The following is a 24,530-nucleotide window of genomic DNA, read 5'->3' as shown; positions in this document are numbered from 1 at the left end:
GAGAAGGGCGCCCGCCTTAGCGCGATCGTCGGGATGCATGGCTACCTCCAGGACGAGAGGCCGCGCCGCTCGACTTCCTTCTGGGCGACGGCGGACCGCTGCGGACCGGCGAGCTGGCGGAGCACCAGCAGCAACTCGGCAAGCGCGCCTTCCAGGAAAGGGGGAAGAGCGACCGCGGCCGGAACGTTCGGGGCGGATTGCTCGTGGGCCGCGGCGCTCTGCTCGGCCGCGGCATGGATCGCGAGTTCAGCTACGAGCCGGTCCTGCTCCTCGAGCCGCTGGCGCAGGTGCGTACCGAGGGCGATGCCGCGCGTCTGCGCCTCCGCCGAGTAACGGCGCCAGGCCTCGCTGCTCAATCTCACGTGCACGTTGGTGGAGCTCATGGGGCTCATCTCCGTGGATGGTTGACGAGTCAGGCGATAGTTGCGTAACGTGCCTGGCATGGTGAAGCATGCCGTAGAATGCAACGCCTCCGACGGGAAGATCAACTTCCAGCGGCGGTTCGACCCGATTGGCAGCGAACTCGGGCGTGTGGGGCGCGGCGACAGGCTGGCGACAGCCACGGTGAGTCAAAACAGGAGGTTCGCCGCCGTTTGTCACCCTGTTGGCGACAGGGGTCGACGGGTTCGTTCGGAAATGCGCCGTGATTGCGCGCGCCTAGCGGCACGCGGCGGGTGCGTATGGTCTGTGACCGTTAAGGACCCGAGAGGGCTCCCGAGCGAGCGGCGCCGCAGGCCGGCGGCGACCTCGAGAAGGGCGTCCAAAAGCCGAACGGGCGACAGCCCGTTCGTGACGCTTCGATGCCGAAAATTCCGGCCCGTTTCACGGGGGCCGCGAAGGCGCAGAGCGCCTGCCGCTCCAGTACGGCGGACCCGCCGCGCGGCGACCGGGTCGACGTGCAAACAGGAAAGCGCGAAGCGAAGCGTCAAGGAGCGACCAACGGCGAGAGCCGCCACGGACAGGAGGAAGTCATGACGGATCGGATGAACGGAAAGAAGAGCGACAACCCGGCAGCACACGAAGCGTTGAGGGTGGCTGCGCCGCCCTCAACGCGAGCCGGCTTGGCGACCGCCGCGGCCGAGGCGGTCGCCGTCCTGCGCGAGATCCCGCTCGACGCGATCGAGCCGGACCCGGCGCAGCCGCGCCGCGCGTTCGACGAGGAGTCGCTCCAGCGGCTCGCGGTAAGCATCACCAGGTACGGCCTCCTGCAGGAGCCGGGAGTGACGCCCGTTGACGGTGCTGGGGCGGGAGAGTCGAGCCGGTACAGGTTGCTCTGGGGCGAGCGGCGCTGGCGCGCCTCCCGCCTCGCCGGCCTCGCCACGATCCGCTGCAAGGTGCTCCCGCCGCTCCAGGGTGGGGTAACCGACGAGCTTCGCGCGAGGGAGAAGCAGTGGGCGGAGAACATGGAGCGCGAGGGGCTTTCGCCGATCGAGGAAGCGATCGCCCTCCAGGACGCGGCGGACCGCGAACGGCAGCTCTCGCCGGACAGGCCGATGGGCGAGCTTATCGAGAAGGTGGGAGCGGAGCGTGGCCTGAACGGCATCGTCGCGCGGAACCTGGTTGGCCTGCTGAAGGCGCCCCGTTGTCTACAGGCGGCTCTCCTGCGCCGGGCGGTCCGCCGCGAGATGGGGTTTGAGCTGGCGCGACACTGGAACAAGCTCCTAGCGGAGAACGAGCTGCGCGGCGCAGCGAAGCGCGAGATCCAGTACCGGAACCTCGTCGAGGCTTGGGCGCGAGCACGCGAGCTCGAGCTCGACGCCTCGGCGATGGCGCGTTACGCGGCCGAGACGTACCAGGACCCGAAGGTAGTGAGGGCAACCTGCCGGAAGGCGGAGGAGGCGCAGAAGGCCCTCATTGAGCATTTCGAGGAAGTGGTGACGCGGGCGGAGAAGGAGGGCTGGTCCGTCGCGAGAGCGAGGGCGGCGCTGGCGGACCGGCGCCGCAAGCACACGGACGGGAAGGGCGGGGGAGGGACCCCCTGTTTCGAGCGAACGGGGAGAGAGAAGACCCGGCTCGTCGTCCACCTCGACCGCGTGCGCGACCCGGCAGTGGCGACGCCGGAGGCCGTCGCCGAGTTGCTCACGGTGCTGCGCGGCGTGGTACGCGAGATCGAGGCAACACAACTGGGGGCCGCAGCCGCCCCGGAACGCGCCGGGTAGGCGTATCGCCGCGGCGGAGCGGAGCCGTTGGCATGTGCCCGTTCGCCAACGCATCATGTCTGCCTGGCGCGTAAGCTGAAGGCGTCAAGGGAGGAAAAAGCCAATGGCGCTCAGTCACAGATTCGAGGGCGCGGTCGCGCTTGCGCTCAGCCTCCACGCGGAGCAGAAGCGCAAGGGCACCGACATCCCGCACGCGACACACCTCCTCTCGACGGCGTCGCTCGTGCTGCAGTTCGGAGGCGACGAGGAGCAAGCGATCGCCGGCCTCCTTCACGACGCCGCCGAGGACGCGGGCGGCCGTTCCACGCTCGATCTCCTGAGGGAGCAATTTGGCGAGGGGGTGGCGCGCATCGTGGAGGGGTGCACCGACGCATTCGAGGTCCCGAAGCCGCCGTGGCGAGAGCGGAAGAAGCGTTATCTCGCGGGCCTCCCGCACAAGGATGCGCGCACGCTCCTCGTCTGTGCCTGCGACAAACTCGACAACGCCCGCGCCATCGTCGTCGACTTGCGCCGCGAAGGCCCTGCGACGCTCCAGCGCTTCGCCGGCGGTCTGGACACCCTCTGGTACTATGCAGAGATCACGAAAGCCCTCGGCCGCGCGGGGGAGCGATCGAACGTGGCGCACGTGGTCAGCGAACTCGAGGTGACCGTGCGCGAGATGGAGGCGCTATGTCGCTCGTGAACGAGGGCACCGGCATCGTGACACTGATGGACGTGCGCGAACCAGGAATCCACATCCACCTCGACGCTCGCCTGGCGGGGAACGGCGACCTCTGCCTCGAAGGTCAGGACCTCGGACCGAAGGTAAGGGAGCTCACCGGCGACGATGAATACGAGTACTTCCTGACCGTGAGGGCCGAGCACGTCGGAGCGGTCGCCGCCGCCTTGGCGTGCCAACGCGCGAACCTGCTTGCCGCGCTGCGGGACGCCTACGCGAACGAGACCTTCACCGGCACGGCGGATCTCAAGGCGCTCCTCGATCAGCACGGGATCCCGTGCGAAACACATGTGTGCTGAAGAGTGCTTCGGCTCCCCTGGGGCCGGACAGGGAGAACGGGCGCGGCCAATAAGGTTGGCCAGCATGAGCACGAGTCGCCCGGAAGCATCCGGGCGCGCTCATCGATAACCGCGCAGGCCCGCGCCGAGCTGTTCGACCTCCTCCGCGGTGTCGTCCAGCAGTTCGAGAGCGCCGAGCCCGAGGAGGCCATGCCCGGCGCGGAGGCATGACCCGGCACAGGCCGCGAACAGGCCTCCGCGCGCTGGCTTGGTTCCGGTTTCACTCAAGCAACGCAACGCCACACGTTACGTTGCACGAGTGATTCCGGATGCAGCAGCTCCTAGATGGAGGCGGGGCGCTGCTCAGTCCCGTCGCCTGCGAATCAGCGGCCCCAGAGCCGCCGGAGCCCGCAGCGCGGTCGGAAGGACGATGCCCGCCGGCACCCGTGGTGTCTCCTCGCCCGACCACCAGACCCGGAACCGCGGATCCCAGCGCCAGCCGCTGCTCTTGAGCTGGTTCCGGATGTCCAGGGGTGGCACGCGGTCGAACTCGATCGCGGTGCGCTTCCCGTGCACCCGGAGCTGGGCGGTGACCGGCTTCTGCTCGGGCTTCGGTCCGGAGCGGGTCGCGAGTAGCTCGTACAGCGCGCGGTCACAGTACTCGCAGACCTCCTCGCGTACCGCAGCGTCCCGCGCGTAGAGCGGGGCCACCGGGCGCCCGCAGGTGTCGGTCCGCCCGGGCGAGAGCCCGGCAGCCGTCCGGAGGCACTCGGGGCACCAGACTGCGTCCTCGGCGCTGTACCCGAGGACGGTGAAGGGCTTGCGGGAGAGGATGCGTCCGACAACTTCGTCGGTGCCGGCCATGGCTACGCCTCCTCCGGGTCGGCGGGGTCGTAGGGGGTGAACGGGGTGAGGTGGATGTCGGGCGGGTGATAGTCCCCGCAGAGTTCGCAGGCGATCATCTCGAGCTTCATGCCCTCGAACGTCTCCTCGATCGCGTCTTGCAGGTCGGTGTACCGCGCTGCCTTGTCGTAGAGCATCTGTCCGTCTCCCTGTTTGGGCGGTATCTCGCCGCTCTCGAACGAAGTGGAGCGGCGAGATGGCGCCCTCGAGCGCGCGGAGGCGGTGCCGATGCCGGGCCCCGCCGCAGTGAGGCGGCGACCGTGACAGCGAGGCCGTTGAGAGCTGGCGCGGTCGTCGCGCGGGGCACGGCGGTCTCTCGGCGCCGCCGGAGCGAGCGGACGGAGACGGACCGATGCTCGGCGGCAGCGCTCGGCGCGCCATCACGCGAACAGGGCGCTCGCGACTGCAGGCTCCAGGGTCGCGAGATCGGTGACGCCGTGCGCCTCGTCACACCAGGGCGAGAGCGCCGCGCCGGGCATCCCGATGGCGAGCCCGAAGATGCTCGCGCCCATAGCGGCCGCGCGCGCGCGAAGCTCCGACGCGGGGCCGGGATCGTCCTCTCCGTCGGAGACGAGGACGAGATCGGCACGCCTGAGCTCGCCGCGTGCCTCGGCGACGAGGTCGAGTCCCCGGGTGAGCGCTGCGGAGATGGACGTCCCTCCGCCGCAGCGGGTGAAGAGTGCCTCCTCGGGGAGTGCGTCGCCAGGGCGCACCACCTCGACGTGGAAGGGTGCCGCGTTGTAGGCGATGAGCGCGAAGGTCCGGCGCTCGGCGCGCGCCTGCTCGAAGAGCGCCAGCGCGAGCGCGGTCGCCCAGATGTCCCTGGCGCCGCCGTCGCTGTCCATGGACGAGCTCTTGTCGAGGAGGACGACGAGCGGACCGCGGCCGAGCGGTTCCTTCCCGGTGAGCTGGTACTCGAGCACCTGTCGTTCGAGGAGGCTCCGCAGGAAGTCGAGCCGGCGCCTCGGGTGTGTGAGGCGGGCGAGCTCGACCGGCAGCGCCCGGTCGAGCTCGCCGCCCTGAATCACGTCGCTCACCTCGTCGGCGCCGTGCCGGACCCGCCCGCGCCGCTTCGACGCGGCGATGCGCTTCATCCGGCCAGCGAGGAGCGCGATGCGCCGGAGGCGCTCGTCGCTCCGGAGCCTGGCCGCGAGGCTCCGGGCGGCCCGGCCGTCGCCGGGCCCGCCCCGCTCGGTGGAGGAGCCGGGAGCGACCCCGGCAAGCCCCTCGGTCGCCTCCCGCAGCTCCTCGGCGGCGCGCGAAGCCGCCGCGCAAGCGGCGACGAGCGGCCGGCGGAGAGGGTCCTTGGCCGAGCCCGCCGCCGTTCGCGGCGCGGGCGCCTCAGGCGGCGGGAGCTCGCCGAGGGCGTCGAGGAGGCTCTCGACCGCGGCGGCGGCAGCAGCCGCGTCGCCGCGGCACTCGTCGGCGAGCCGGCTGAACTGGGGCAGGGCCTCGCAGCTTGCGTGGACCCGCTCGGACCAGGCCCGCAGGGCCGGGACCGCGTCCGCCTCCGGGATCGGCTCACAAGCGCCGGCGTAGAGCCGTTCGAAGAGCTCGTCCTCGAGCCTGCGCCGGGGGGAGTCGTTGCCGGCGGGGAGCGGCAGCCCCCGCGCGTCGCGGTGCTGGATGAGGTGCCACTTGGGAACGTCGAAGGCGTTGCGTCGCATGGGCGTTCTCTCTTTCAGCGCGCGCCGGCGAGCCCGAGGCCGTGCGTGACGGACCTGGCGAGATCGGAGTGGAGCTGGGCGATCTCCTGGCCGGCGTCGGCGAGCGTGGCCTTGGCGCGCGGCCCGGCGCCGCGCGCCAAGTCGGCGAGGCGCGCCTGCTGCGCCTTGAAGTCGTCGAGCGCCTGCGCGGCGCTCGCGATGTAGGCCTTGCGGTCGGAGGAGCGGAGCCCGGCGACCTTGGCGGCCGTCTCGCGGGCCGCATCGAGGATCTCGGCCGCCTTCGCGCTCACAGGGTCGGCGAGCTCGCCGACGAGCCGCGCCACCTTGGCGCGCTCCTTGGGCTCGCGCCAGAGCGCGTCGACGAGGACGAGGAGGTCCTCGGGGGTGGTCGCGCTCTCTCCCGCCAGGAAGGCGTGGGCTTGGACCACGCGGAGGCTCTTCTTCCAGCGGCGGTCGGAGGCGACGATGCCCTCGGCGGTGCAGGCGTCTCGGATGGCGAGGAGGGCGTCTACGGTCGCGTCGGTGACTATGACGGCCGCAGCGGCGGCCTGGGCGTCCTGAAGCGCCTGGAACGGGAAGGCGAGGGAGGCGGTGGGCTCGGACCCGGTGACGACGGCGCGGAAGCTCGACGGCCGGCGCAAATACTGGACGTCGAAGCGGAGGAGGAAGCGATCGAAGAGCGCCTCGAGCTCCTTCCCGTCGGGCAGCTCGTTCGATGCCCCGAAGAGGCTCACGAGCGGCATCTGCACCGGCGCCCCATCGTTGTGGAAGAGCCGCTCGTTCATGGCGGTGAGGAGGCTGTTCAGGATGGCGGAGTTCGCCTTGAACACCTCGTCCACGAACGCGAACTGTGCCTCCGGCAGCTTCCCCGCGACGACGCGGGCGTAGCGGTCCTGCTCGAGGGCCTTGAGGCTCACCGGTCCGAAGAGCTCTTCGGGGGTCGAGAACCGGGTGAGGAGTCGCTCGAAGTAGCTGCCCTCGAACGCCTGCGCGATTGCCCGGACGAGCGCGCTCTTGGCGGTGCCGGGCGGGCCGAGCAAGAGGAGGTGCTCGCCGGCGAGGACGGCGCAGAGGGCGCCGTCGATGACCTCGCGCCTCTCGGGGAAGCGGGCGTTGAGATCCTGGGAAAGCTGCTGGATCGGTTGGAGTGCTGACGTCATCGGATGGCTCCCTGTGAGGAGCGGCAAGCGCGCCGCTCGTGAGAGCGGCGGCGCGCGCGTCGCTCAGGATGCCTTTGCCTGGAGGAGCCCCTCGACGTGGCGTGTGAGGTCGTCGAGCCGGGCGTCCAGGTCCGCAACCTGGACCTCGAGAACGGAGTGGTAGAGGTGGGCCTTCGCGCGCAGCTCGTCGAAGGTGGCGAGGCGGCGGGTGAGGGTGGAGGCGCGTTCCGGCGGCTCTTGCAGGAAGGTCTCGATCTCGGCGGTGAGGACGGCGAGGTCGTCTTCCAGCGCTGAGCGGGCGGCGGCGCCGAGCGCCTGCGAGGCCTCGGGGGAGGCGTGCACCGGGATGACGTCGAGCCGGCTCCCGCCGATCCCGGCCACGGCCACCTGGAGCCGCCGGAGCGTCTCCGCGAACGGCGCCGGCACCCAGTACACGCCGCCGTGATCGCGCAACGTGACCGCGGCGCAGGAGGCGAGCGTCTTCACGAGTGCGCGGCGGACGTCGTCGGCGGTGTGGGTGGTGAGGAGGGCCTCATAGCGCTGGCGCACCGCGCGGACGAGCTCGTGGTCGGGTGCGTCACTTCCGAGGAAGGGCGTGACGAGGCGGCGGAGGACGATCCGGGCCTCCTGCCGGTAGCTCACGTTGCCGGCGCCGTCGCGCTGCTCCTGCACGACGGCGAAGACGAGCTCGTCGTCGTCCTCCTTGCCGAGCCGGATGAGGTGGCCCTGCTGGCCGACCTGCGCCTCGCGGACAGCGGTGCGCAGGGCCTTCTCGGGCGTGGGCGGCTCCGGCAGGAGCGCCGCAGGGAGGCCGGCGGAGGTCCAGACCTCCTCGAGGCGGGCTCGGCCGATGCGTGCGTCCTCGAGCGTCCACCAGAGCATGTCTCCGACGTGCTGACCGGCGGTCTGCAGATGACTGCGGATGAGCGAGAGGCTCATTTGATGATCTCCCCGTGCGTGTGCCGCGGCACCGCGCCGCGCGCCTCGGAGAGGCGGCGCGGGGCCGCGCGCCCGCACGGGCGGGTGGGTTCACCTCCTCCAGCGCCCGGCCTCCACGAACGAGTAATAGCCACCGGTCGCCACGATGACGTGGTCGCGGGCCAGCACTCCGACGAGCTCGGACGCGGCGCGGAGCCGGTCGGTGAGGTCGGCGTCTTCGGCGCTCGGGGCCGGGTCGCCGCTGGGGTGATTGTGGACGAACACCACCCCGTGCGCGCCGATCCGGACCGGTTCGCGCAGGGCGTCGCGCGGCGAGACGGGGCACTGGGAGATCGAGCCCTCCGCGACCTTCACGCTCTTGAGGAGGCGTCCGCGGACGTCGAGCAGGATGACGTGGAACTCCTCCCGTTCGGCGTAGGCCAGCGGCCGCAAGAGTTCGTACACGCGGCTCGGATCGAGGATGCGCTCGCCGCGCTTCGGCGCGGACCAGGCGCCGCGCCGGCCAAGCTCAAAGGCCGCGACGAGCGCGGCCGCCCGAGCCGGGCCGATGCCCTGTACCTGCCGGAGCTCGTCGGCGGAGGCCCAGGCGATCTCGGAGAGGGGACGCTCGTCGAGGAGATGTAGCGCTGCGTCGCGTACGCTGTTGGAGCCGCTGAAAGGTCCGAGCAGGACCGCCACCAGCTCGGCGTCGGACAGCGCCCGCGCGCCCAGCTGATCGAGCCGCTCGTGCGCAGTGGTTGGAGCCTCGTTCTTCACGCGTCACCTCCCCATTCCGAGGCGGCGACGTGCCGCCTTCGACGCCGCAGGCGGCACGTCGCCGGCGGGAGGAGCGGGTGGGGCGAAACGAAGCGCCCCCGGGGCACGATGCCCCGGGGGCGTGCTCGGCGGGCCGTGACAGGGAGGACATGGCCAGCTCCGCGAACTGCGTCCGGCGGGGTGTGAGGCGCCGGAAGCTCAGCGAAAGAGGCTTCCGGCTCTACGCGTGCGTCGCGACGGTCTTGCCTGCGCGAGCCGCCCGCTTTGCGCCGAGCTCGTCTGCGACCGCCCTCTCGAGCCCTTCTGCGTCGATCGCATAGACCTCGAGCGCGCGGGCGAGGTCGCGCGGGTACTTGTCCCCGGAGAGGATGAAGTACGCTCCCCGAGAGAGGCAGAGCTCGAGCACGAGCGCGCGGAGCGCAGGGCCGGAGAGCCCCTCCGCGATCCGGGCGAGCGCGACCTCGGGCTGCTCGCCCTTCGGGACCTTGCCGGCGCGACGCTTCACGGTGTCCACGAGCGCGTTGTGGTAGCCGCCGTGCAGGATGGTCTCGTACACGAGGTTCGCGAAGCGGTCGTCGTCCGGAGCGGCGCCTTCCGCTGCGGCCACGACTGCTGCGAGGAGCCGCTGCCGGGTGGCGCGCGCGACCTCGGCGGTGAAGCGAGTCTCGGCCGCGTCGCTGGGCGGCGCTGGCCGGCTGGAGAACTCCGCGCTCGAGCCGCCGGCTTCGGTCGCGGGCTCGCCCGGAGGGCGGCGCGCGGAGAGGTCGATCCCGTTCTTCTGGAGAGCCCCCAGGGCCTCGGCGCGCCGGGCGAGCCGCATGGGCCGTCCCTGGGAAGTGAACGCCAGCGTCGGCGCCGGGCAGAGGTCGCCGAGCAGCTCGCGCCAGCGCAGGCGCTCGGGGTGCTCGTGACAGGGGCCGTCGAGGTCGATCCAGGGGCTGTTCCAGGGGAGCGCCGCGCCGCCGTTGAAGACGCGCCGCGACTCCTCCTCGAGGAGCACGGTCCCGCCCACCGCGAACACTTCGCGCCGCTCACGCTCAATGAACGCGGCCACCTTGCCGCGCCAGCAGGCGACGTCGGTGCAAACGTCCTCGCGGTCGGGCTCCGGGAAGAGCGCCGGCTGATTCACACTGCGCTTCGGGCAGGCGGCACAGGCTCCAGCGGCGGGGACGAGGCTCGCGTCCCCGACCGGGAACGGTGCCCCGTCGATCCGGCGGGCGTAATCGCGGTCGATGATGTCCTCGATGGCCGAGACGGTGAGGTGGCCTTCGTCGTCGAGCTCGTCCTCGAAGGCGTCGGCCTCGGCGTAGCGCTTCATCCGCGCCCAGGCCTCGGCCTGGAGCTCGGTCGGGATGCCGCGAGCGACGAGGAACGCGCCGGTCGCCGAGAGCTCGCCGGCGTAGAACGCCTTCCGCAGCTCGGGAGCGAGCGCGGTGAGCTTCAGGCGGTGGTAGACGTGGGCCGGCGAGCGCCCGGCGACCTCGGCGACCGACTCGACGGTGTGGACCGCCTTGCCCTTCCGGTCGCGCATGGCGAGGAGTCGCTCGTAGGCCTCGGCTTCCTCGAGCGCGTGAGGATCCTGGCGCTGGGTGTTCTCGAGGATGCGTCGCGCCTGGGCCTCCTCGTCGGAGAGGTCCTCGACCGTCGCCGGAATGGCGTCGAGCCCGGCCTCCTTGGCGGCGCGCCAGCGCCGCTCGCCGTAGATGATCTCGAACCGCTCTCCCTTGGGCCGGAGCTTGATCGGCATCTGGATTCCGAAGCGCCGGATCGACTCGATCAGCGGAACAAGGTCGCGTCCGGCGTCGCGATTCAGCGGCGACGGATCGATGAGGCCGATGTCGATGAGGGCGACCGGAATCGACTTCGGTGCCTGTCGGGACTTGGCTGGCTTCGCCCCTGTCTTCTTCGCTGTGGCTGGCATGACAGCTCCCTGGTTCGTGTCGGGCGGCACCGCGCCGCCGCGCTGGAACTGGGGCGGCGAGGTGCCGGCCTGGGCAGTCGAGCGTCAGGAATCCTAGAGTGCTGGAGCGGGCAGCGCGCCCCTCACCAGGAATCTCTTGCGTGGAAAGTCGACCTTCTGGACGCCCGCGACGGCCTCGTACCGGAACTCCACGTCGCGCGTGGGCGTCACCGTGCAGTACCAAGTCTGCGGCGCACCGACGGGCGTCTTCGCCGCGAAAGCCGGGGTGAACAGGGCGAGGTTGAGGCCCTGCCCCGGATGGCGCGCAGAGGGGTAGCGCACCACCTCGATCCCGTCCGCCCTCATCTCGGAGCCGAGCGCCTGGCTCTGGGCGTAGCTCGTCTTCGAGCAGAGGCTGGCGAGGTACGGCTTGAACACCGGGTCGGTGAGGTCGACCCCCGCGCTGGTTCTGATCCGCGCCTGGAAAGCGGAAACGGTGATCGTGTCCGGCGCGAGTTGCGCCGCCGTGCCCTCGAAGAAGAGGAGCCGGTAGTAGGCCACCTCCGCGAGGGCGGTGGCGAGCTCCTCCGCGCCGTACCAGAGCGCGCGCTCGTGCCTGCGGCCGAACCGGGAACCGTGGCGCAGGGGTGGGTAACGGAATGGCGTGTAGAGGAGGTAGTGGAGACCGGCGAACGCGGGCTCCGGCGGCAGGGCCGGCTTGCTCGCGTCGATCATCTCCTCGAGGAGGTCGTGTTCGGCGTCAGAGTCGACGAGGGATCGCGTCGAAATGATCCGCTGCCCCTCCACGACGCGCCAGGGAGCGCATCGCAGTTCGCGGGCGCTAGACCTTCCCCCGCATCGCGTCCAGATACTGGGTGGCATCGACGAGGCCCTCTACGCGTCGGACGAGCTCCGCCGGCACGCCGCCGAGGTGATGGTTCTGGGAGTGGAACCAGCTCCGGCACTTCGCCGGGTCCGCAAGGAGAGCGGCGAGGCTCCGGTACAGGCGAAGGAACGTGAGCGCGAGCTCGCCTTCCTTCGTCCCGGGGGCGATGGTGCGCGCAGACGAACGGAGCCTCGAAACGGACGCTGCGCTGACGCCGATGATCTTGGCGAGCTCTGCGTTCGAGACGTCGAGCGAAGAGGCCGCGCGAAGCGTCGCCTTCGTGAGGACGGCGCTCGGCTCGGGGGTGTTCGCAGGTGCGTGCGCTCGCATGATGCCCTCTGTTGCTCGTCGTTCAGAAGAAACAATATGTGGACAGTCTTTCACTTGCAAGCAGAAGCCCTGGCGGCCGCGCGTCCCGCGCGGGCCTCATCCGGGGCTGTGCTCAAGCCAGACCGGCGGGGGCGCTGCGGCCCCCGCCGCCCGGTCTGACTACTTGGCGGCGCCGTCGCCGCCCTGCTCGCGCGGCTCCTGGACGAAGACGGCGTACTCGCCGTCGAGGAAGTGGAGGAAGAGGACGCCGTTCTTGGCGCCCTCGCGGATGAGGAGCTTCCCCACCTCCTGGTAGAACGTCTTCTCGCCCTGCTTCTTCGCCTTCTTCACCGTGTAGGTCGTGTTGGCCATCTTCCGGCTCCCTGTGGTGGGCGCGGCTTCATGCCGCCCTCACCCCAGGCTGGGGCGGCTGAAGCAGCGACCATGAGCGCGGAGAGCCGGCCGATCGCGCGTCCGAGGCTTCTCGGCGCCGCGGCGGAGCCCTCCGGAGGAGCCGTGCCACCGAGGCTGCTTGCGAGGTGGCGCGGGCGGGCGCGGAGGACGCGCAGGCTTTCGGCTGGCTCGGAGCGCGGCCACTCGGGGAGCGGGAGCGGGTCGACGGGCCCTGCAGGACAGAGGGTGAACGGCGAGAGTTCGGCGCCTCTGGGAGGCCCACGCGCATAGAGGGCAGGTCGGCCCCTGGGCCTCCTCCTCCGGTGACCAGTTGGGGCGCTCCGCGCAGATCCCGCTGGACCCCCGGCGGGAAATGGCATGATTGGGCATGCCACCGCGCGCAGTCGGCGCGCGGCTGGGAGGGGTCCCGCCATGCTTACCGCTTCGACGCTCGCGATGACGACGGTCTCCCTCGCGCTCCTGGCGGCCGCCCCGCCCGGTGGAGTGAAGGATGCGGCCTCGGCCGCACCCGCGCCGGTGCAGGGAGTCCGGGAGGTCGTCCTGGACGAGAAGTCGGCCGGGAAGGCGATCGCGATCCGGACCAGTCGCAACCTCCTCACCACGGTCGAGTTTCCGGAGGACATGCTCGGCGCGCCCACGTGCGGCGACTGCACCGACCTGCGGAACCCCGACAGCGACGCGCTCTTCCGGGTCGAGACCGTGGCCCAGGGCAGGTTCCTCGCCATCACCCCCAACGGCGAGGCGGTGCGGCAGTCGAAGTCGGGGCAGGAGGCGGTTACCACCGTGCTCGTCCGGCTCGAGCACACGACGCTCATGCTCTACCTGGAACGCGTCGAGCGGAAGGCGGCGGACACGCGGGTGGTGCTCGTCTACCCGAACCGGGCCGGCGAGAGCGAGTACGTCCGGGTGGAGAAGGCGAAGCTCGAGGCAGAGAGCGCCGCGCGCATCGACGCAGAGGTGAGCGGCCGGTTCCTCCGCGCCTTCAGCGAGCCGCACCACTGCTCGAAGAAGGGCTCGCGCGCGCGGAACGATGACATGGTGCTCGAGGTGACCGAGCTCTGCTACTTCGGCCGGGAGGTGATCCTGACCTTCACGCTCGAGAACCGCGGTCGCATCCCGATCGAGGTCGGCTCGGTGGTGGTGAACAAGGGCGCGAACAAGCGCGAGTACCTGTCGGAGAGGACGATCGAGTTCCAGAGGGTGAGCAGCGGCGTGGTCTCGCTGCGCCTCCCCGAGGGTGACAGCGGCGGCGGACCCTTCGAGCTCACCGTCTACGAGGGGGCCGGGAAGCGGCGCGCCGTCACCCTCGGCGGCCTCGACTTCTGACCGGATGGCGACGAGGGGCGAGAACACGGCAGCGCCGACGTCGCGCTTCGATCTGGGGGATGCCGATCTAACCCAGCCCGAAGCGCCATTCGGCTGGGCGAGCCCGCTCCGGGCGGGCGAGAACCTCGTCCTCGGTGGCGAAGGAGCGCGTTACGAGGTCGTGCGCTCTCTCGGGCGGGGCGGAATGGCCGAGGTGTTCCTCGCCCGCCGCCTTGGGCCGGCGGGCTTCACCCGCGACGTCGCGCTGAAGTGCATGCTCGCGGGCCTCGACCTGGACGAGCGGACCCGGCGGGCGTTCGTGTACGAGGCCCGGCTCGCGGCCCGACTGCGCCATCCGAACATCGCTGAAGCGCACGACCTCGCCGTGCTGGATGGGCGGTACTACCTCGTCCTCGAGTACGTCGATGGCGTGACCGCGAAGGCGGCCTCGGAGGCCGCGCGCAGCGCCGGCCGGAGGCTCAGCGAGGCGCTCTGCTGCCACGTGGCGGCGAGCGTCGCCGAGGCGCTGCACCACGCCCACGCGCTCACCGGTGACGACGGGCACGCGCTCGGGATCGTCCACCGCGACGTCAAGGCTTCGAACGTGATGATCGCGCGCAGCGGGGCGGTAAAGCTGCTCGACTTCGGGGTTGCCTACGCTCGGCTCGAGGGGCGCGATCGGACGCGGACCGGGCAGCAGCGAGGGACGTACTCTTACTTCAGCCCCGAGCAAGCCTCGGAGGAGGTGCTCGACGGGCGCTCCGACCTCTTCAGCTTGGGAATCGTGCTCGTCGAGCTCCTCACCGGGAACCGCGTCTTCGACACAGGCAGCGAGGTCGGCACGCTGCAGAAGATCGCCGAGTGCGATCCCACGGACGTGGCGGCGGCGACGGAGGATCTCCCCAGCGGGCTCGCGGCGATCTGCGCCAGGGCGCTCGCGAAGGAGCGCGGCGAGCGGTTCCAGGACGGAACCGAGTTTTCGCGGGCGTTGCGGGACTACCTCGCGTCGCTGGGGAAGGCGTACTGGCCGAGCGACTGCGCGGCGGAGCTGCGCGAGTTCGGGCTCCTCGATGCCCCCGGGCGACCCGCGCCGCGAGGTTCCTCGGGAGACGGGAGCGAGGGGTGGACAGCGCGAGGCGCAGTCGCCGAGAACGAGGTCGCGGCGAGGTCGCCCCCGACCCGTTCTGCAGGAAGGCAAATTTCGGCACGGCGCTGGGCGACAGCGGCCCTTGCCGCAGGCACCCTGGCAGCCACGCTCTGGGGGGCGGCGAGGTTTGTCGAGGCCCGGCGACGCAGCACGCTGGCCGCGATGCCGGCGCCGTCTTCGGAGCCGGTCCAGACGAGAACGCCAGTGGACATACTGAAGGGTCCTGTGCCGCCGCCGTTGGCGCAGCCTCCTGCTTTGGAGGCCAAAGTCGACGCTTTGGTCGAGCCGGTCGTCCGACCGAAGCGCACCGCGAAAGCCGGCGGCCGAAGCGCCACGCAAGAGCGCGAGCCTCCTCCGCCTGAGCGCACGCCGCAGCGGTCTCGCCCGGCGGAGTTCGCCGACCGGCCCAGCGTCGGGAGCGCTAGAGCGACCCTGCCGCGAGGCACGCTGGTACCGGCGCGGCTCGTCTCTTCGCTCGACGCCACGCACCCCGGCCAGGCCTCCGCGGAGGTGGCGGAAGAGGTGGTCGCTGAAGGTATGCCGGCGGTGCCGAAGGGGAGTACGCTCGCATGCACTGCGCGGCTGCCGAGAGATGGCCGCGTCCCGCTGACGTGTGATCGGATCACGGCGGGCGACCGGGAGCTCACCTTCAGCGGCGTGGCGGTGGGGGAGGGCCAGCGCGTCGGCCTGCGCGCGGTGGACAACGAGGTCGCCGCCGGCACGTCGTTCGTCGTATACGTGAACGCGCCGGCTGCGGTGCGGTGAGCGGGGAGGAGGGCGAGGATGTCGAGAGGCGAGGCCATCGTGGAACGCGGCAAGTCCTTCCGGACCAAGACGCTGCGGATGCACGCGCTCGAGAACCTGATCTTCGACCAGGCGTGCGCGGCGCTGAACGGCATGGAGCGCACGCAGCTTATGCAGGAGGCGGTGATCAACGAGGCGGCGCGCCTCGGGGTCCGCTGGTCGGTCGAGCCGGTCGAGCCGCTCGCGACCTCCTGGCCCTATCTTCCGGAGCGCGGCGACGAGCCGACCGAGGTGCGGGTGTCGATCACCGTGAGCCTCTCGGTCGCCGAGCTCATCACGCGCGCGGCCGAGCACGTGCACGCGAGCGAGCCGATGTTCATCATCGGCGCCACGCTCGCCCACATCGGGCGGCTCAAGGCCTGCTTCAAGGTGATCCACGCGGAGACGCCCGAGGAGGCCCGCGCCATCCGTGCCGACCTCGAGAAGATCAAGCTGCCGCCGCAGTACCAGTATCCGCGGCGGGCGAAGCGGGGCTGAGCCGCTCCACTCGGTGGCACGCGAGGCACTGGCGCCCTCTGCGTCCGACGGCGAGCTACGCGGCCTTGGCCTTCGGGAGGGCCTTGCCCTTCTCGAAGGCCGCGTTGTCGCCGTACTTCGCCACGATGGCCTTCTTGGTCTTGCAGCCAGTGGCTTCGATCACGAAGTTCGGCACCCGGCGGGCGCGCTTGTCGGCCACCCACCTCGTGACCTCGACCCGGGGCCTCGCCCGAGAGCCGGCACGAACCGCGCGTCGTGCGGCCTTCGGAGTGGTGTCCAGGGCGAGGTTCTTCTCGAGCTCTTCGGCGGCGATTTGGGCGACCGCTTTGGCGATGGCTACGGAAGCGCTCGCGGCCACCTGCTGAACGGTGGCGCGGATCACCTCATCGAGCGTATGGACGGCGGGGGGACGGGCCATGGTCTTCCTCGGTGACTAAAGGGGCGTGAACTGAGGGCGGTTCTTACGGCAACGAGAGCGCGTTGGCCACGCGAATAGCACTCGCATGAGTTGTTCCGACCCTGATTGCGCCACACCTCGGGAGCCGAGGTTCAGCACCAAACCATGACCTTCACGCCGCGGCGAGCCGAGCTTGATCATGGGAGGTGCACGCGGGGCTCTCGGCGGCATAGACTGCAAGGCCAACAGGTCGGAGAGGGCGATGGTGGCGGACTCTAATCGCGAACTCGTCGAGCGCTTCTGGCGAGCGATGAACTCGAACGACTGGCAGGCGGCCGGGCGGCTCCTGCACGATGGCTACGTGCTGGAGTGGCCGCAGTCGGGCGAGCGCGTTCGCGGGCGCGAGAACTTCGCGGCGATCAACGCCAACTATCCCGCCGCCGCTGCTTGGCGGTTCACAGTGAACGGCCTCATGTGTATCGCGGCGGCCATGACAGCGCCCGCTGCGCTTGGGGGATCAAGGGGCGGCTGGCCATCAGCTCACGGCGATGCGGGCTCCACGTAAGCGGAGCGCCAGGCCGCGGCTGGGAAGGGATCTGGCCAGAACTCCGTCACGCGCCAGATCCGCTCGTCGCGCATCTCGAAGAAGCTCAGCGCTCGGGCGGTGATATTGCCGTCCGTGACGGTCACGTCGGAAGCCGCCCCGCGCTCATCGGCCGTCTTCGGTGGCGAGGGCTTCGAGTACCCTTGTAGGGCGGGCGTCTTGACGAAACGCGCGGGCACGTTGCACCATGCCAAACATGGTGAACGGAGCCGGCGAGACGGGGCCCTGTCGCGGGCAGGGTGAAGGCAAATGGCGAGCGTAGTCGCGCTCGCCATGTCCTGCGGCCTCGCCGCGGACCTCGACCTCCTCGCAGCGATAGTGCGGGTGGAGTCCGGCGGGGATCCCCTCGCGCTCGCGGTCAACGGCGGGGTGGAGTTGGTCCGGCAGCCGCGCGACCGCGGCGAGGCGTCCGCCATGGCGCGCTGGCTCGCGGAGCGCGGCTACAGCTTCGACGCCGGGCTCGGTCAGGTGAACAGCGCGAACTTCGCCCGGCTCGGGCTCGACGCGAAGAGTGTCTTCGAGCCCTGCACGAACCTGCGCGCCGCGAGCGCGGTGCTCGAGGAGTGTCGCGGGCGGGCCGAGCGCCGGTACGGCCCCGGCGAGCGCGCCAGGGCGGCGGCGCTCTCCTGCTACAACACCGGCCACTTCACACGCGGCCTCGCAAACGGCTACGTCGCGTCGGTGCGTGCTGCGCTGGCGCAGAAAGCGCTGCCACCGGCCGTGCGCAGCGCTCGGCGCGAGCGCGCGCGGCCGCTGCCCGCCGCCCCGAAGTCTGATCCATCCCACGACGCGTTCCAGTTCGCCCTCGCCGACGCCTTCGGCGAGGCGAAGCCCCGCCGCTGACGCCCCACCCGCAGTCACCAGGGAGAGACCGATGAAGCCAAGCGTGAAGCAGCTCTCGTTCGTAGTCGCGATGACGTCCCTCGCCGGCACGGTCCGGGCCGAGGGGCTCTCGCGTGCCCGCTCCACCCTGCAGAACTTCCAGGGCGAGCTGATGCTCTTCATCCCCATCGTCGCGGTGGTCTCGCTCATCATCCTCGCGGTCCTGTGGGGGCTCCGGGTGATCCACTTCCGGACGCTCGCGCAATGGGGCGGCGGCGTCCTCATGGTCGGCTGCGCGAGCCAACTCGTCAGCATGCTCCTCTCGTGAGGCGGCGATGACTGCGCGCTTTCCGCTCTTCAAGGGCGCCACCCGCGTGCCGACCGTCGCCGGGGTGCCGCTCGTCCCGGCGGTGATCCTGGTCGTCACGGTGGCGAGCGCCACCGTGCTCCTCGGGGTGGGCTGGCTCGCCCTGCTTATCCCCGGGTGGCTCCTCATGGCGCAGGTCACGCGCACCGACGACCGCGCCTTCCGGATCCTCTGGCTCTGTGCGCTCACGAAGCTCAGGAACCGGCTCCGCCTGCTTATGGGCGCCGGCCTCCGGGATCCGTGGGGTGCCTCCACCTACGCCCTGACCGAGGGCGGGCTGCGCAGCTGGCAGGGGAAGGAGAGTCGATGGGCGGGCTAGCCACTGACCGCGTGCGCGGGGCGGAGCGGCCGGTCTTCGACTTCCTGCCGTACTCGCACCACGTCACGCCGACCATCCTCGCGACGCGCGGCGGCGAGTACCTCTCCACCTGGGCGCTCGCGGGGCGGGCGCATGAAGCCGCCTCGGCCGAGGAGCGCGCCTCCTGGGTGGCGGATCTCAACAACGCCTGGCGCGGGCTCGCGGAGCCGGGCGTCGCCTTCTGGTCGCACCTCGTCCGCCGGCGGGCGGACGACTACGAGCCGAGCGCCTTCGACAACTCGTTCTGCCGGAACCTCGACCGGGCCTACGCGGCGAGCCTGCGCGGCTCGAAGTTCATGCTGAACGAGCTTTACCTCACGCCCGTGCTTCGGACCGTGGGGGACGAGGTGCTCGAAGCCCTCGGGCGGCGCGAGAAGGAGAGCGTCGAGGCGAAGCTCCGGCGCCAGCAGGACGGCATCGCCCGGCTCGACGACGTGAACCGCGCCCTCGGCGTCACCCTGCGCCGCTATGGCGCCGAGCTCCTCGGCACCTACGAGGGCGCGGAAGGAAAGGTCTTCTCGGCGCCGCTCGAGTTCCTCGCCCGGCTCGTGAACGGGGAGCGGCTCCCGATGCCGGTCTGCCGAGGGCGCTTCGGGGACTACATGGTCGTGAACCGGCCGCTCTTCGGCTGGCACGGGGAGGTGGGCGAGCTCCGGCTCCCAGACCGCGTACGCCGGTTCGGGATGCTGGAGGTGTTCGAGTACGACGGCCGGGGCACCCTCGCCGGTGACCTCGACTGCCTGCTCCGTGCCGACTTCGAGCTGGTGCTCTCCCAGAGCTTCACCGCGCTCTCGAAGCAGGCTGCGAAGGGATTCCTGGAGCGTCACAAGCAGCGACTCCTCGACGCGAAGGACGTCGCCAAGAGCCAGATCGCCGAGATCGACCGCGCCCTCGACCAGCTCATGTCGGGCGAGTTCGTCCTCGGCGAGCACCACGCCACGCTCCTCGCCTTCGGGGAGAGCGTGGAGGAGGTGCGCGGGCACCTCGCCTGGGCACGGTCCGAGTTCCTGGACCGGGGAATCGTGGCGAAGCCGCTGGACCTCGCGCTCGAGGCGGGCTTCTGGGCGCAGCTCCCGGGGAACTTCCGCTGGCGGCCCAGGCCGATGGCGGTGACCTCCGAGAACTTCCTCTGCTTCTCGCCCTTCCACAACTTCATGAGCGGGAAGGCGAAAGGGAACCCGTGGGGGCCGGCGGTCACGGTGCTCCGCACCGCGAGCGGGACGCCGCTCCATTTCAACTTCCACGCTTCGCCGCCGGGCGAGGACTCCGAGGGCAAGCGGCTCCTCGGGAACACGCTCATCCTCGGCCAGTCCAGTGCCGGGAAGACCGTGCTCCTCAGCTTCCTCCTCGCCCAGGTCCAGAAGTTCCGGCCCACGGTGGTCGCCTTCGACAAGGACCGGGGGCTCGAGATCGCGGTGCGCGCCATGGGCGGCCGCTACCTCCCGCTCCGGAGCGGCGAGCCGACAGGGTGGAATCCGTTCCAGCTCGAGCCCACGAGCGCGAACCTCCTCTTCCTGAAGGAGCTCGTGAAGGCGCTCGCGCGCGCGGGAGGAGCCGAGCTCACGCACCGGGACGAGGAGGAGATCGACAGCGCGGTCAACACCACCATGACGCTCATCGACCGGCGCGACCGCCGCCTCTCGGTCCTCCTGCAGTCGCTCCCGGACCCGGCCAGCGGAGAGGGGGCGCACCCGAGCGTCGCCTCGCGGCTCCGGCGCTGGTGTGCGGGTGGCGAGTACGGCTGGGTCTTCGACAACGAGGAGGACCTGCTCGACCTCTCCTCTCACCGGGTCTACGGCTTCGACATCACCGAGCTCCTCGACGCCGCCGACGCGCGCGGGCCGATGATGAAGTACCTCCTCTACCGCACCGAGGCGATGCTCGACGGGCGGCGCTTCATCTACGTCTTCGACGAGTGGTGGCGGGCGCTCTCGGCGGAGGACTTCGCCGAGCTCACGAAGAACAAGGGGAAGACCATCCGCAAGCAGGACGGCTTCCTCATCCTCTGCACCCAGGAGCCCGACGACGCGCTCCAGAGCCCGGTCGGCAAGTCGGTGCTCCAGCAGTGCGCGACCCTGCTCCTCCTTCGAAACCCGAGCGCGACGCGCGAGGACTACGTCGAGGGGCTAAAGCTCACGCCGGCCGAGTACGAGCTCGTGCGGACGCTTCCGGAGGCGAGCCGCCGGTTCCTGGTGAAGCAGGGCGAGAGCTCCGCCGTCGCCGAGCTCGATCTCTCGGGTATGGAGGGCGCGCTGGCGGTGCTCTCGGGCACGCCCGACCGGGCCCGGCTTGCGGCCGAGCTCACCCGGGAGGTTGGAGACGTGCCCGAGAAGTGGCTCCCCCGGTTCTGGGAGCGGGTCGGCGTCGCTGCCGAGCCGCTCGAGGAGGCTTCATGATCGCACCCGAGTTGATCGAAGAGGTCCGCAGGCGCGCCAACCCGGTCGAGCTCGTCGGAACCCGGGTGAGGCTCGAGCGCCGGGGAAGGTTCTACGCCGGCGCCTGCCCGTTCCACGAGGACCGGAACGCGAGCTTCCGGCTCTATCCCGCCGGTAAGCGCTACATCTGCTTCGGCTGCGGCGCGGGCGGGGACCTGTTCGAGTTCCTGCAGCGTGCGGATGGAAAGCCGTTCCCGGTTGTCGTGCGCGAGGTCGCGACCTCCCTCGGGATCGCCCTCCCGCGAGAGCCGCTCTCGGAGGACGAGGAGCGCGCCCGGGCGAAGCGGGTCGCGCTCCTCGCGGCCTGCGAGGCGGCGGCGACCCACTGGCAGCGCCAGCTCTGGGGGAAGGACGGCGAACGGGCGCGCGAGTACCTCGCCCGGCGTGGCATCTCCGAGGAGGCCGCGCGAGCGTTCCGGCTCGGCTATGCCCTCGACGCCTGGAACGGAGCGCAGGGGGCGCTTGAGGCGGCGGGGATCGCTCCGGCCGTGCAGCGCGAGGCCGGGGTCCTGGCGGCACGCGAGGGGGTGGGGGCCCGCTACCACGATCGGTTCCGGGACCGGATCGTTTTCCCGACGCTCGACCGATACGGCCGGGTGATCGGGTTCGCCGGGCGGGCGCTCCGGGATGACGCCGAGCCGACCTACCTCTCAAGCCCGGAGACGCCCCTCTACAAGAAGTCGCACACGATCTTCGGCCTCTTTCAGGCGCGAGAGGCCATCCGCCACGGCAGGAAGGCCATTCTCGTCGAGGGCTACTTCGACGTCCTCGCGCTCCACCAGGCGGGATTCGTCTCGACAGTGGGAACGGGAGGCCCGGCGCTCTCCTCGGAGCAACTGAACCTCCTCGCGGCGACCGGCTGCGAGGAGGTGGTGCTCCTCTTCGACGGCGACGAGGAGGGGGCGATGGCGACCCAGCGGGCGGCGCGGGTGCTCCTCGGCTCGACGCTCACCGCCTCGGTGGCGCGGCTCCCGCCCGCGCTCGAGGGGCAGAGCGACCCGGACGCGTTCCTCGGCCGCTTCGGGCGCCGCGGGATGGAGGCGATCGTCGATCAGAGCCGGCCGCTCACCGACTTCCTCATCGACGACGCCATCCGCAGGCGGGCGGGAGGGCTTGGGACGCAGGCGCCGGTCGAGCACAAGCTCGCGGTCCTCCGGGCGGTGGCCCCGCTCGTGCTCGCGGCGTCCGAGGGGCTGCCACGGGCGACCTTCGAGCGGGTGCTGGCGCGCCGCCTCGACCTCGACATAGGCCCCCTGCGCCAGGAGCTTCAGCGCGCGTCGAACCGAGGGCGGCCGTGAGCGCTCGCGGAAGCTGGGCCGTCGTCGCGCTGGCCGGCGCGCTCGCCGCTGGCCGGGCTGGCGCCGCGGGAATGCCGGTCTTCGACGCCTCGACCTTCGGGCAGATGACGTTGTCGGTGCAGACGCTGGGGGACCAGCTCAACCAGCTCCAGGCGGCCTACGCCGCCGTGAGCGGAACCCGGAACCTCGGCGAGATCCTCTACGACCCGGCGCTCCGGGAGGCGCTCCCTTCTGACTGGGCGCACGTCTACGACGGCGCGATGGCAGGCGGGTACGCGGGCATCTCGGGTTCGCTCCGGAGCATCCAGGCCGCGGAGCGGCTCCCGGACTCGACCACGGCGGCGCAGGCGGGCATCGCCGCACGCAGCCGGTCGGCGGCGGCGACGGACAAGGCGGTGGGGCTGCGCGCCTACGACGGCGCCCGGGCCCGGCTCTCCCAGATCGAGCAGCTCATGCGCCGCATCAACACGACGAAGGACCCGAAGGGCATTCAGGAGCTCCACGCGCGCCTCGCCGTCGAGCAGGCGGCGGTGCAGAACGAGGCGACGAAGCTGCAGCTCGTCGCCATGCTGCAGCGGGCCGAGGAGAAGCTCGTGGAGCAGCAGAAGAGCGACCTCGCGCAGCGGATCCTGGGCGCGTCGAACCGCGGCATGCCGGCCTGCTGCAGCGCCAGCCTGACACCAGGGAGGTGACCCGTGTTCCGCCTCTTCACGCCACTCTTCGCCGAGCTCGACCGCGTCAGCACCGCCTTCTCGAGGGACGTCTCCTCTCGCGTCATCGTCGCCATCACGCCGGTGCTCAGCGCCGGGCTCACCGTCTGGTTCATCCTCTGGGGCATCCTCGTCATGCGGGGGGCTGTCGCCCAGCCGGTGCAGGAGTTCCTCGGGAAGGTGGTCCGGACGGCGCTCATCGTCTCGATCGCGCTCGGGGCCGGCCTCTACCAGGGCGAGATCGCCGAAGTCATTCGGACGACGCCCGACGAGCTCGCCGCCGTGGTCGCGGGCGGCGAGGGGCGGCTCTCGTTCAGCGCCGACCCGCTCGACACCGGCGGCGGCCAGGCGGCGCTCATCGACCGGGCCGCGGGCCAGGGGCTCGCGAAGGCGGAGGACGCCTTCGAGAAGGGCGGACTCATGACGCAGCAAGGGATCGCCTTCTACACCTTCGGCGTGCTCCTCCTCCTCGCGACGGTGATCATGGTCGGGGTCGGCGGAGCGCTCATCCTCGTCGCCAAGGTGATGCTGGCGCTCCTCGTCGGGCTCGGACCCATCTTCATCGCGGCGCTCCTCTTCGAGGGGACGAAGCGCTTCTTCGAGCGCTGGGTGGCGATGATCGCGACCTACGGGCTCGTGGTGGTGACGTTCGCGGCGGTATTCACCTTCCTGCTCGCCATCTTCACGAACTACATGGGCGGGGTGGCGCTCGACGGAGACATGAACGTTTCCTACGGCATCGGCGGCGCGCTCCTCCTCACCATCGTCTCGGTCGCGATCCTGAAGGAGCTGCACCACCTCGCAGTCGGGCTGGGCGGCGGGTACGCGCACCGGATCCTGCTCATGGAGAGACCGCGATGAGGGGGCTCGCCCTGCTCTTCTTCGTCGCGACGGCCTGCGCCTCGGCGCCAGGCCCGAAGCCTCCCGACGAGTCGCGGCGGGTGCCGGTGAACCGGACGGCGCCGCCGGAGCTCGGGTCCGCAGGCAATCGGCCGCAGTCGAGGGAACGCCAGCGCGAAGGGGAGGTGGAGTGGCGATGAAGGCGACCGATCTCGAGAGGTACCTCGAGGAGAGCCGGGGGCTCGAGCGCGACTACCTCGACGAGCTGGTGCGCTCCAGGCGGGCGGCGTGGCGGGTCGCCGCTGGCGCCTCCGTCCTCGTGCTCGCGGCGGTCGGTGCTCTCGTGGCGCTTCTCCCCCTGAAGCGCGTCGAGGCCTTCGTCTTGCGGGTGGACAACGCCACCGGCGCAGTCGACCTGGTGACGACGCTCCGCGATGGGAAAGCGAGCTACGGAGAGGTGGTCGACCGCTACTTCCTCAACAAGTACGTTCTCGCCCGCGAGAGCTACGACTACCCGACGCTCCAGACCGCCTACGATACGACCGCACTCCTCTCGAATTCGGACGTTCAGCGCGAGTACGCGGCGCTCTTCGACGGCCCCAAGGCGCGCGACAAGGTGCTCTCGAACCGGGTCCGTATCTTCCCGCAGGTTCGCTCCATCACGCCGGGGACGACGACCGACACCGCCGTGGTGAGGTTCGTCGCGCGGACGACGCGGAGCGACGGCGCACCTCCTGCCGAGGAGAGCCTCGTCGCCACGGTCGGCTTCCGGTACGCGGCGGGGCCGATGCGCGAGCAGGACCGGCTCGTGAACCCCCTCGGCTTCCAGGTGACGAGCTACCGGGTCGATCCCGAGATCCCGGGCGGCGGGTAGAGG

At 71.0% G+C, this 24,530-nt stretch carries 28 protein-coding genes; 16 read left to right on the top strand and 12 right to left on the bottom strand.

The window, feature by feature from the left end; all coding sequences use genetic code 11:
* Positions 1 to 41 precede the first annotated feature (41 nt).
* Positions 42 to 383, bottom strand: a complete 342-nt coding sequence (locus AMPC_RS09135) for a hypothetical protein (protein WP_248345843.1) — start codon at positions 381 to 383, stop codon at positions 42 to 44.
* A 588-nt stretch (positions 384 to 971) separates the two neighbouring features.
* On the opposite strand from AMPC_RS09135, the gene AMPC_RS09130 reads away from it, so the two are divergent.
* The 3 genes from AMPC_RS09130 (at position 972) to AMPC_RS09120 (ending at position 3,176) form a co-directional block, all read left to right on the top strand.
* On the top strand, positions 972 to 2,159 hold the full coding sequence (locus tag AMPC_RS09130; RefSeq protein WP_248345842.1) for a ParB/RepB/Spo0J family partition protein: 1,188 nt from the start codon (positions 972 to 974) through the stop codon (positions 2,157 to 2,159).
* Positions 2,160 to 2,262: 103 nt separating this feature from the next.
* Positions 2,263 to 2,841, top strand: coding sequence for an HD domain-containing protein (locus tag AMPC_RS09125; protein WP_248345841.1), 579 nt, complete (start codon positions 2,263 to 2,265; stop codon positions 2,839 to 2,841).
* Entirely contained in the window at positions 2,829 to 3,176 is a 348-nt protein-coding gene (locus AMPC_RS09120; RefSeq protein ID WP_248345840.1) for a hypothetical protein, read from the top strand. The genes AMPC_RS09125 and AMPC_RS09120 overlap by 13 nt, the downstream gene beginning before the upstream one ends.
* 342 nt (positions 3,177 to 3,518) lie before the next feature.
* Here the strand turns inward: AMPC_RS09120 and AMPC_RS09115 are convergent, their stop codons facing one another.
* The 7 genes from AMPC_RS09115 to AMPC_RS09085 form a co-directional block, all read right to left on the bottom strand.
* Entirely contained in the window at positions 3,519 to 4,019 is a 501-nt protein-coding gene (locus AMPC_RS09115) for a hypothetical protein (RefSeq protein ID WP_248345838.1), read from the bottom strand.
* A gap of 2 nt (positions 4,020 to 4,021) precedes the next feature.
* Positions 4,022 to 4,195 (bottom strand): hypothetical protein, encoded by a 174-nt coding sequence (locus AMPC_RS09110; RefSeq protein WP_248345837.1) that lies wholly within the window; start codon positions 4,193 to 4,195, stop codon positions 4,022 to 4,024.
* 243 nt (positions 4,196 to 4,438) lie between these two features.
* The gene (locus tag AMPC_RS09105) at positions 4,439 to 5,725 is read right to left on the bottom strand and encodes a VWA domain-containing protein (protein WP_248345836.1); all 1,287 of its coding nucleotides are present in this window, start codon (positions 5,723 to 5,725) and stop codon (positions 4,439 to 4,441) included.
* Positions 5,726 to 5,739: 14 nt separating this feature from the next.
* Positions 5,740 to 6,885, bottom strand: a complete 1,146-nt coding sequence (locus tag AMPC_RS09100) for an AAA family ATPase (protein ID WP_248345835.1) — start codon at positions 6,883 to 6,885, stop codon at positions 5,740 to 5,742.
* A gap of 63 nt (positions 6,886 to 6,948) precedes the next feature.
* Positions 6,949 to 7,824, bottom strand: a complete 876-nt coding sequence (locus AMPC_RS09095; RefSeq protein WP_248345834.1) for a DUF6744 family protein — start codon at positions 7,822 to 7,824, stop codon at positions 6,949 to 6,951.
* 90 nt (positions 7,825 to 7,914) lie between these two features.
* The gene (gene radC / locus AMPC_RS09090; RefSeq protein WP_248345833.1) at positions 7,915 to 8,580 is read right to left on the bottom strand and encodes a RadC family protein; all 666 of its coding nucleotides are present in this window, start codon (positions 8,578 to 8,580) and stop codon (positions 7,915 to 7,917) included.
* A 220-nt stretch (positions 8,581 to 8,800) separates the two neighbouring features.
* A complete protein-coding gene (locus AMPC_RS09085) occupies positions 8,801 to 10,327 on the bottom strand; it encodes a ParB/RepB/Spo0J family partition protein (RefSeq protein WP_449658160.1) in 1,527 nt (508 codons plus the stop codon).
* On the opposite strand from AMPC_RS09085, the gene AMPC_RS09080 reads away from it, so the two are divergent.
* Entirely contained in the window at positions 10,317 to 10,598 is a 282-nt protein-coding gene (locus AMPC_RS09080; RefSeq protein ID WP_248346428.1) for a hypothetical protein, read from the top strand. The two genes, AMPC_RS09085 and AMPC_RS09080, sit on opposite strands and share 11 nt — an antisense overlap.
* On the opposite strand, the gene AMPC_RS09075 is transcribed toward AMPC_RS09080, so the two are convergent.
* The 3 genes from AMPC_RS09075 to AMPC_RS09065 form a co-directional block, all read right to left on the bottom strand.
* Positions 10,595 to 11,215 (bottom strand): RES family NAD+ phosphorylase, encoded by a 621-nt coding sequence (locus AMPC_RS09075; protein ID WP_248345832.1) that lies wholly within the window; start codon positions 11,213 to 11,215, stop codon positions 10,595 to 10,597. The two genes, AMPC_RS09080 and AMPC_RS09075, sit on opposite strands and share 4 nt — an antisense overlap.
* A 106-nt stretch (positions 11,216 to 11,321) precedes the next feature.
* Positions 11,322 to 11,696: an MbcA/ParS/Xre antitoxin family protein gene (locus tag AMPC_RS09070; RefSeq protein WP_248345831.1), complete on the bottom strand. Its 375-nt coding sequence runs from the start codon at positions 11,694 to 11,696 to the stop codon at positions 11,322 to 11,324.
* A 159-nt stretch (positions 11,697 to 11,855) separates the two neighbouring features.
* Positions 11,856 to 12,047 carry a hypothetical protein gene (locus AMPC_RS09065; protein WP_248345830.1) on the bottom strand — a complete coding sequence of 64 codons (192 nt, stop codon included), beginning with the start codon at positions 12,045 to 12,047 and terminating at the stop codon, positions 11,856 to 11,858.
* 453 nt (positions 12,048 to 12,500) lie between these two features.
* Between AMPC_RS09065 and AMPC_RS09060 the strand changes: the two genes are divergently transcribed.
* From AMPC_RS09060 to AMPC_RS09050, 3 genes are read left to right on the top strand one after another with little or no spacing between them, the layout of a single operon-like run.
* On the top strand, positions 12,501 to 13,415 hold the full coding sequence (locus tag AMPC_RS09060) for a hypothetical protein (protein WP_248345829.1): 915 nt from the start codon (positions 12,501 to 12,503) through the stop codon (positions 13,413 to 13,415).
* Positions 13,416 to 13,419: 4 nt separating this feature from the next.
* Positions 13,420 to 15,306: a serine/threonine-protein kinase gene (locus tag AMPC_RS09055; RefSeq protein WP_248345828.1), complete on the top strand. Its 1,887-nt coding sequence runs from the start codon at positions 13,420 to 13,422 to the stop codon at positions 15,304 to 15,306.
* Between the two features lie 18 nt (positions 15,307 to 15,324).
* Entirely contained in the window at positions 15,325 to 15,822 is a 498-nt protein-coding gene (locus AMPC_RS09050; protein ID WP_248345827.1) for a hypothetical protein, read from the top strand.
* Between the two features lie 55 nt (positions 15,823 to 15,877).
* Here the strand turns inward: AMPC_RS09050 and AMPC_RS09045 are convergent, their stop codons facing one another.
* The gene (locus AMPC_RS09045; protein ID WP_248345826.1) at positions 15,878 to 16,240 is read right to left on the bottom strand and encodes a hypothetical protein; all 363 of its coding nucleotides are present in this window, start codon (positions 16,238 to 16,240) and stop codon (positions 15,878 to 15,880) included.
* Positions 16,241 to 16,481: 241 nt separating this feature from the next.
* Between AMPC_RS09045 and AMPC_RS09040 the strand changes: the two genes are divergently transcribed.
* From AMPC_RS09040 to AMPC_RS09000, 9 genes are all read left to right on the top strand, one after another.
* Entirely contained in the window at positions 16,482 to 16,784 is a 303-nt protein-coding gene (locus AMPC_RS09040; RefSeq protein WP_248345824.1) for a nuclear transport factor 2 family protein, read from the top strand.
* Positions 16,785 to 17,072: 288 nt separating this feature from the next.
* Entirely contained in the window at positions 17,073 to 17,666 is a 594-nt protein-coding gene (locus tag AMPC_RS09035; protein ID WP_248345823.1) for a lytic transglycosylase domain-containing protein, read from the top strand.
* A gap of 43 nt (positions 17,667 to 17,709) precedes the next feature.
* Entirely contained in the window at positions 17,710 to 17,973 is a 264-nt protein-coding gene (locus tag AMPC_RS09030; RefSeq protein WP_248345822.1) for a TrbC/VirB2 family protein, read from the top strand.
* A gap of 7 nt (positions 17,974 to 17,980) precedes the next feature.
* Positions 17,981 to 18,331, top strand: coding sequence for a type IV secretion system protein VirB3 (locus tag AMPC_RS09025; protein WP_248345821.1), 351 nt, complete (start codon positions 17,981 to 17,983; stop codon positions 18,329 to 18,331).
* A complete protein-coding gene (locus tag AMPC_RS09020; RefSeq protein WP_248345820.1) occupies positions 18,319 to 20,766 on the top strand; it encodes a VirB4 family type IV secretion/conjugal transfer ATPase in 2,448 nt (815 codons plus the stop codon). The genes AMPC_RS09025 and AMPC_RS09020 overlap by 13 nt, the downstream gene beginning before the upstream one ends.
* Positions 20,763 to 22,103 (top strand): DNA primase, encoded by a 1,341-nt coding sequence (gene dnaG, locus AMPC_RS09015; RefSeq protein ID WP_248345819.1) that lies wholly within the window; start codon positions 20,763 to 20,765, stop codon positions 22,101 to 22,103. The genes AMPC_RS09020 and dnaG overlap by 4 nt, the downstream gene beginning before the upstream one ends.
* Positions 22,100 to 22,795, top strand: a complete 696-nt coding sequence (gene virB5, locus AMPC_RS09010; RefSeq protein WP_248345817.1) for a P-type DNA transfer protein VirB5 — start codon at positions 22,100 to 22,102, stop codon at positions 22,793 to 22,795. The genes dnaG and virB5 overlap by 4 nt, the downstream gene beginning before the upstream one ends.
* A gap of 3 nt (positions 22,796 to 22,798) precedes the next feature.
* The gene (locus AMPC_RS09005; protein WP_248345815.1) at positions 22,799 to 23,674 is read left to right on the top strand and encodes a type IV secretion system protein; all 876 of its coding nucleotides are present in this window, start codon (positions 22,799 to 22,801) and stop codon (positions 23,672 to 23,674) included.
* A 175-nt stretch (positions 23,675 to 23,849) separates the two neighbouring features.
* A complete protein-coding gene (locus AMPC_RS09000) occupies positions 23,850 to 24,527 on the top strand; it encodes a virB8 family protein (RefSeq protein WP_248345814.1) in 678 nt (225 codons plus the stop codon).
* Positions 24,528 to 24,530: the final 3 nt, after the last annotated feature.

This window comes from Anaeromyxobacter paludicola, assembly GCF_023169965.1.
In the GTDB taxonomy this organism is placed as follows: Bacteria; Myxococcota; Myxococcia; order Myxococcales; family Anaeromyxobacteraceae; genus Anaeromyxobacter_B; species Anaeromyxobacter_B paludicola.
This window is presented reverse-complemented; position numbering and strand designations above follow the sequence as displayed.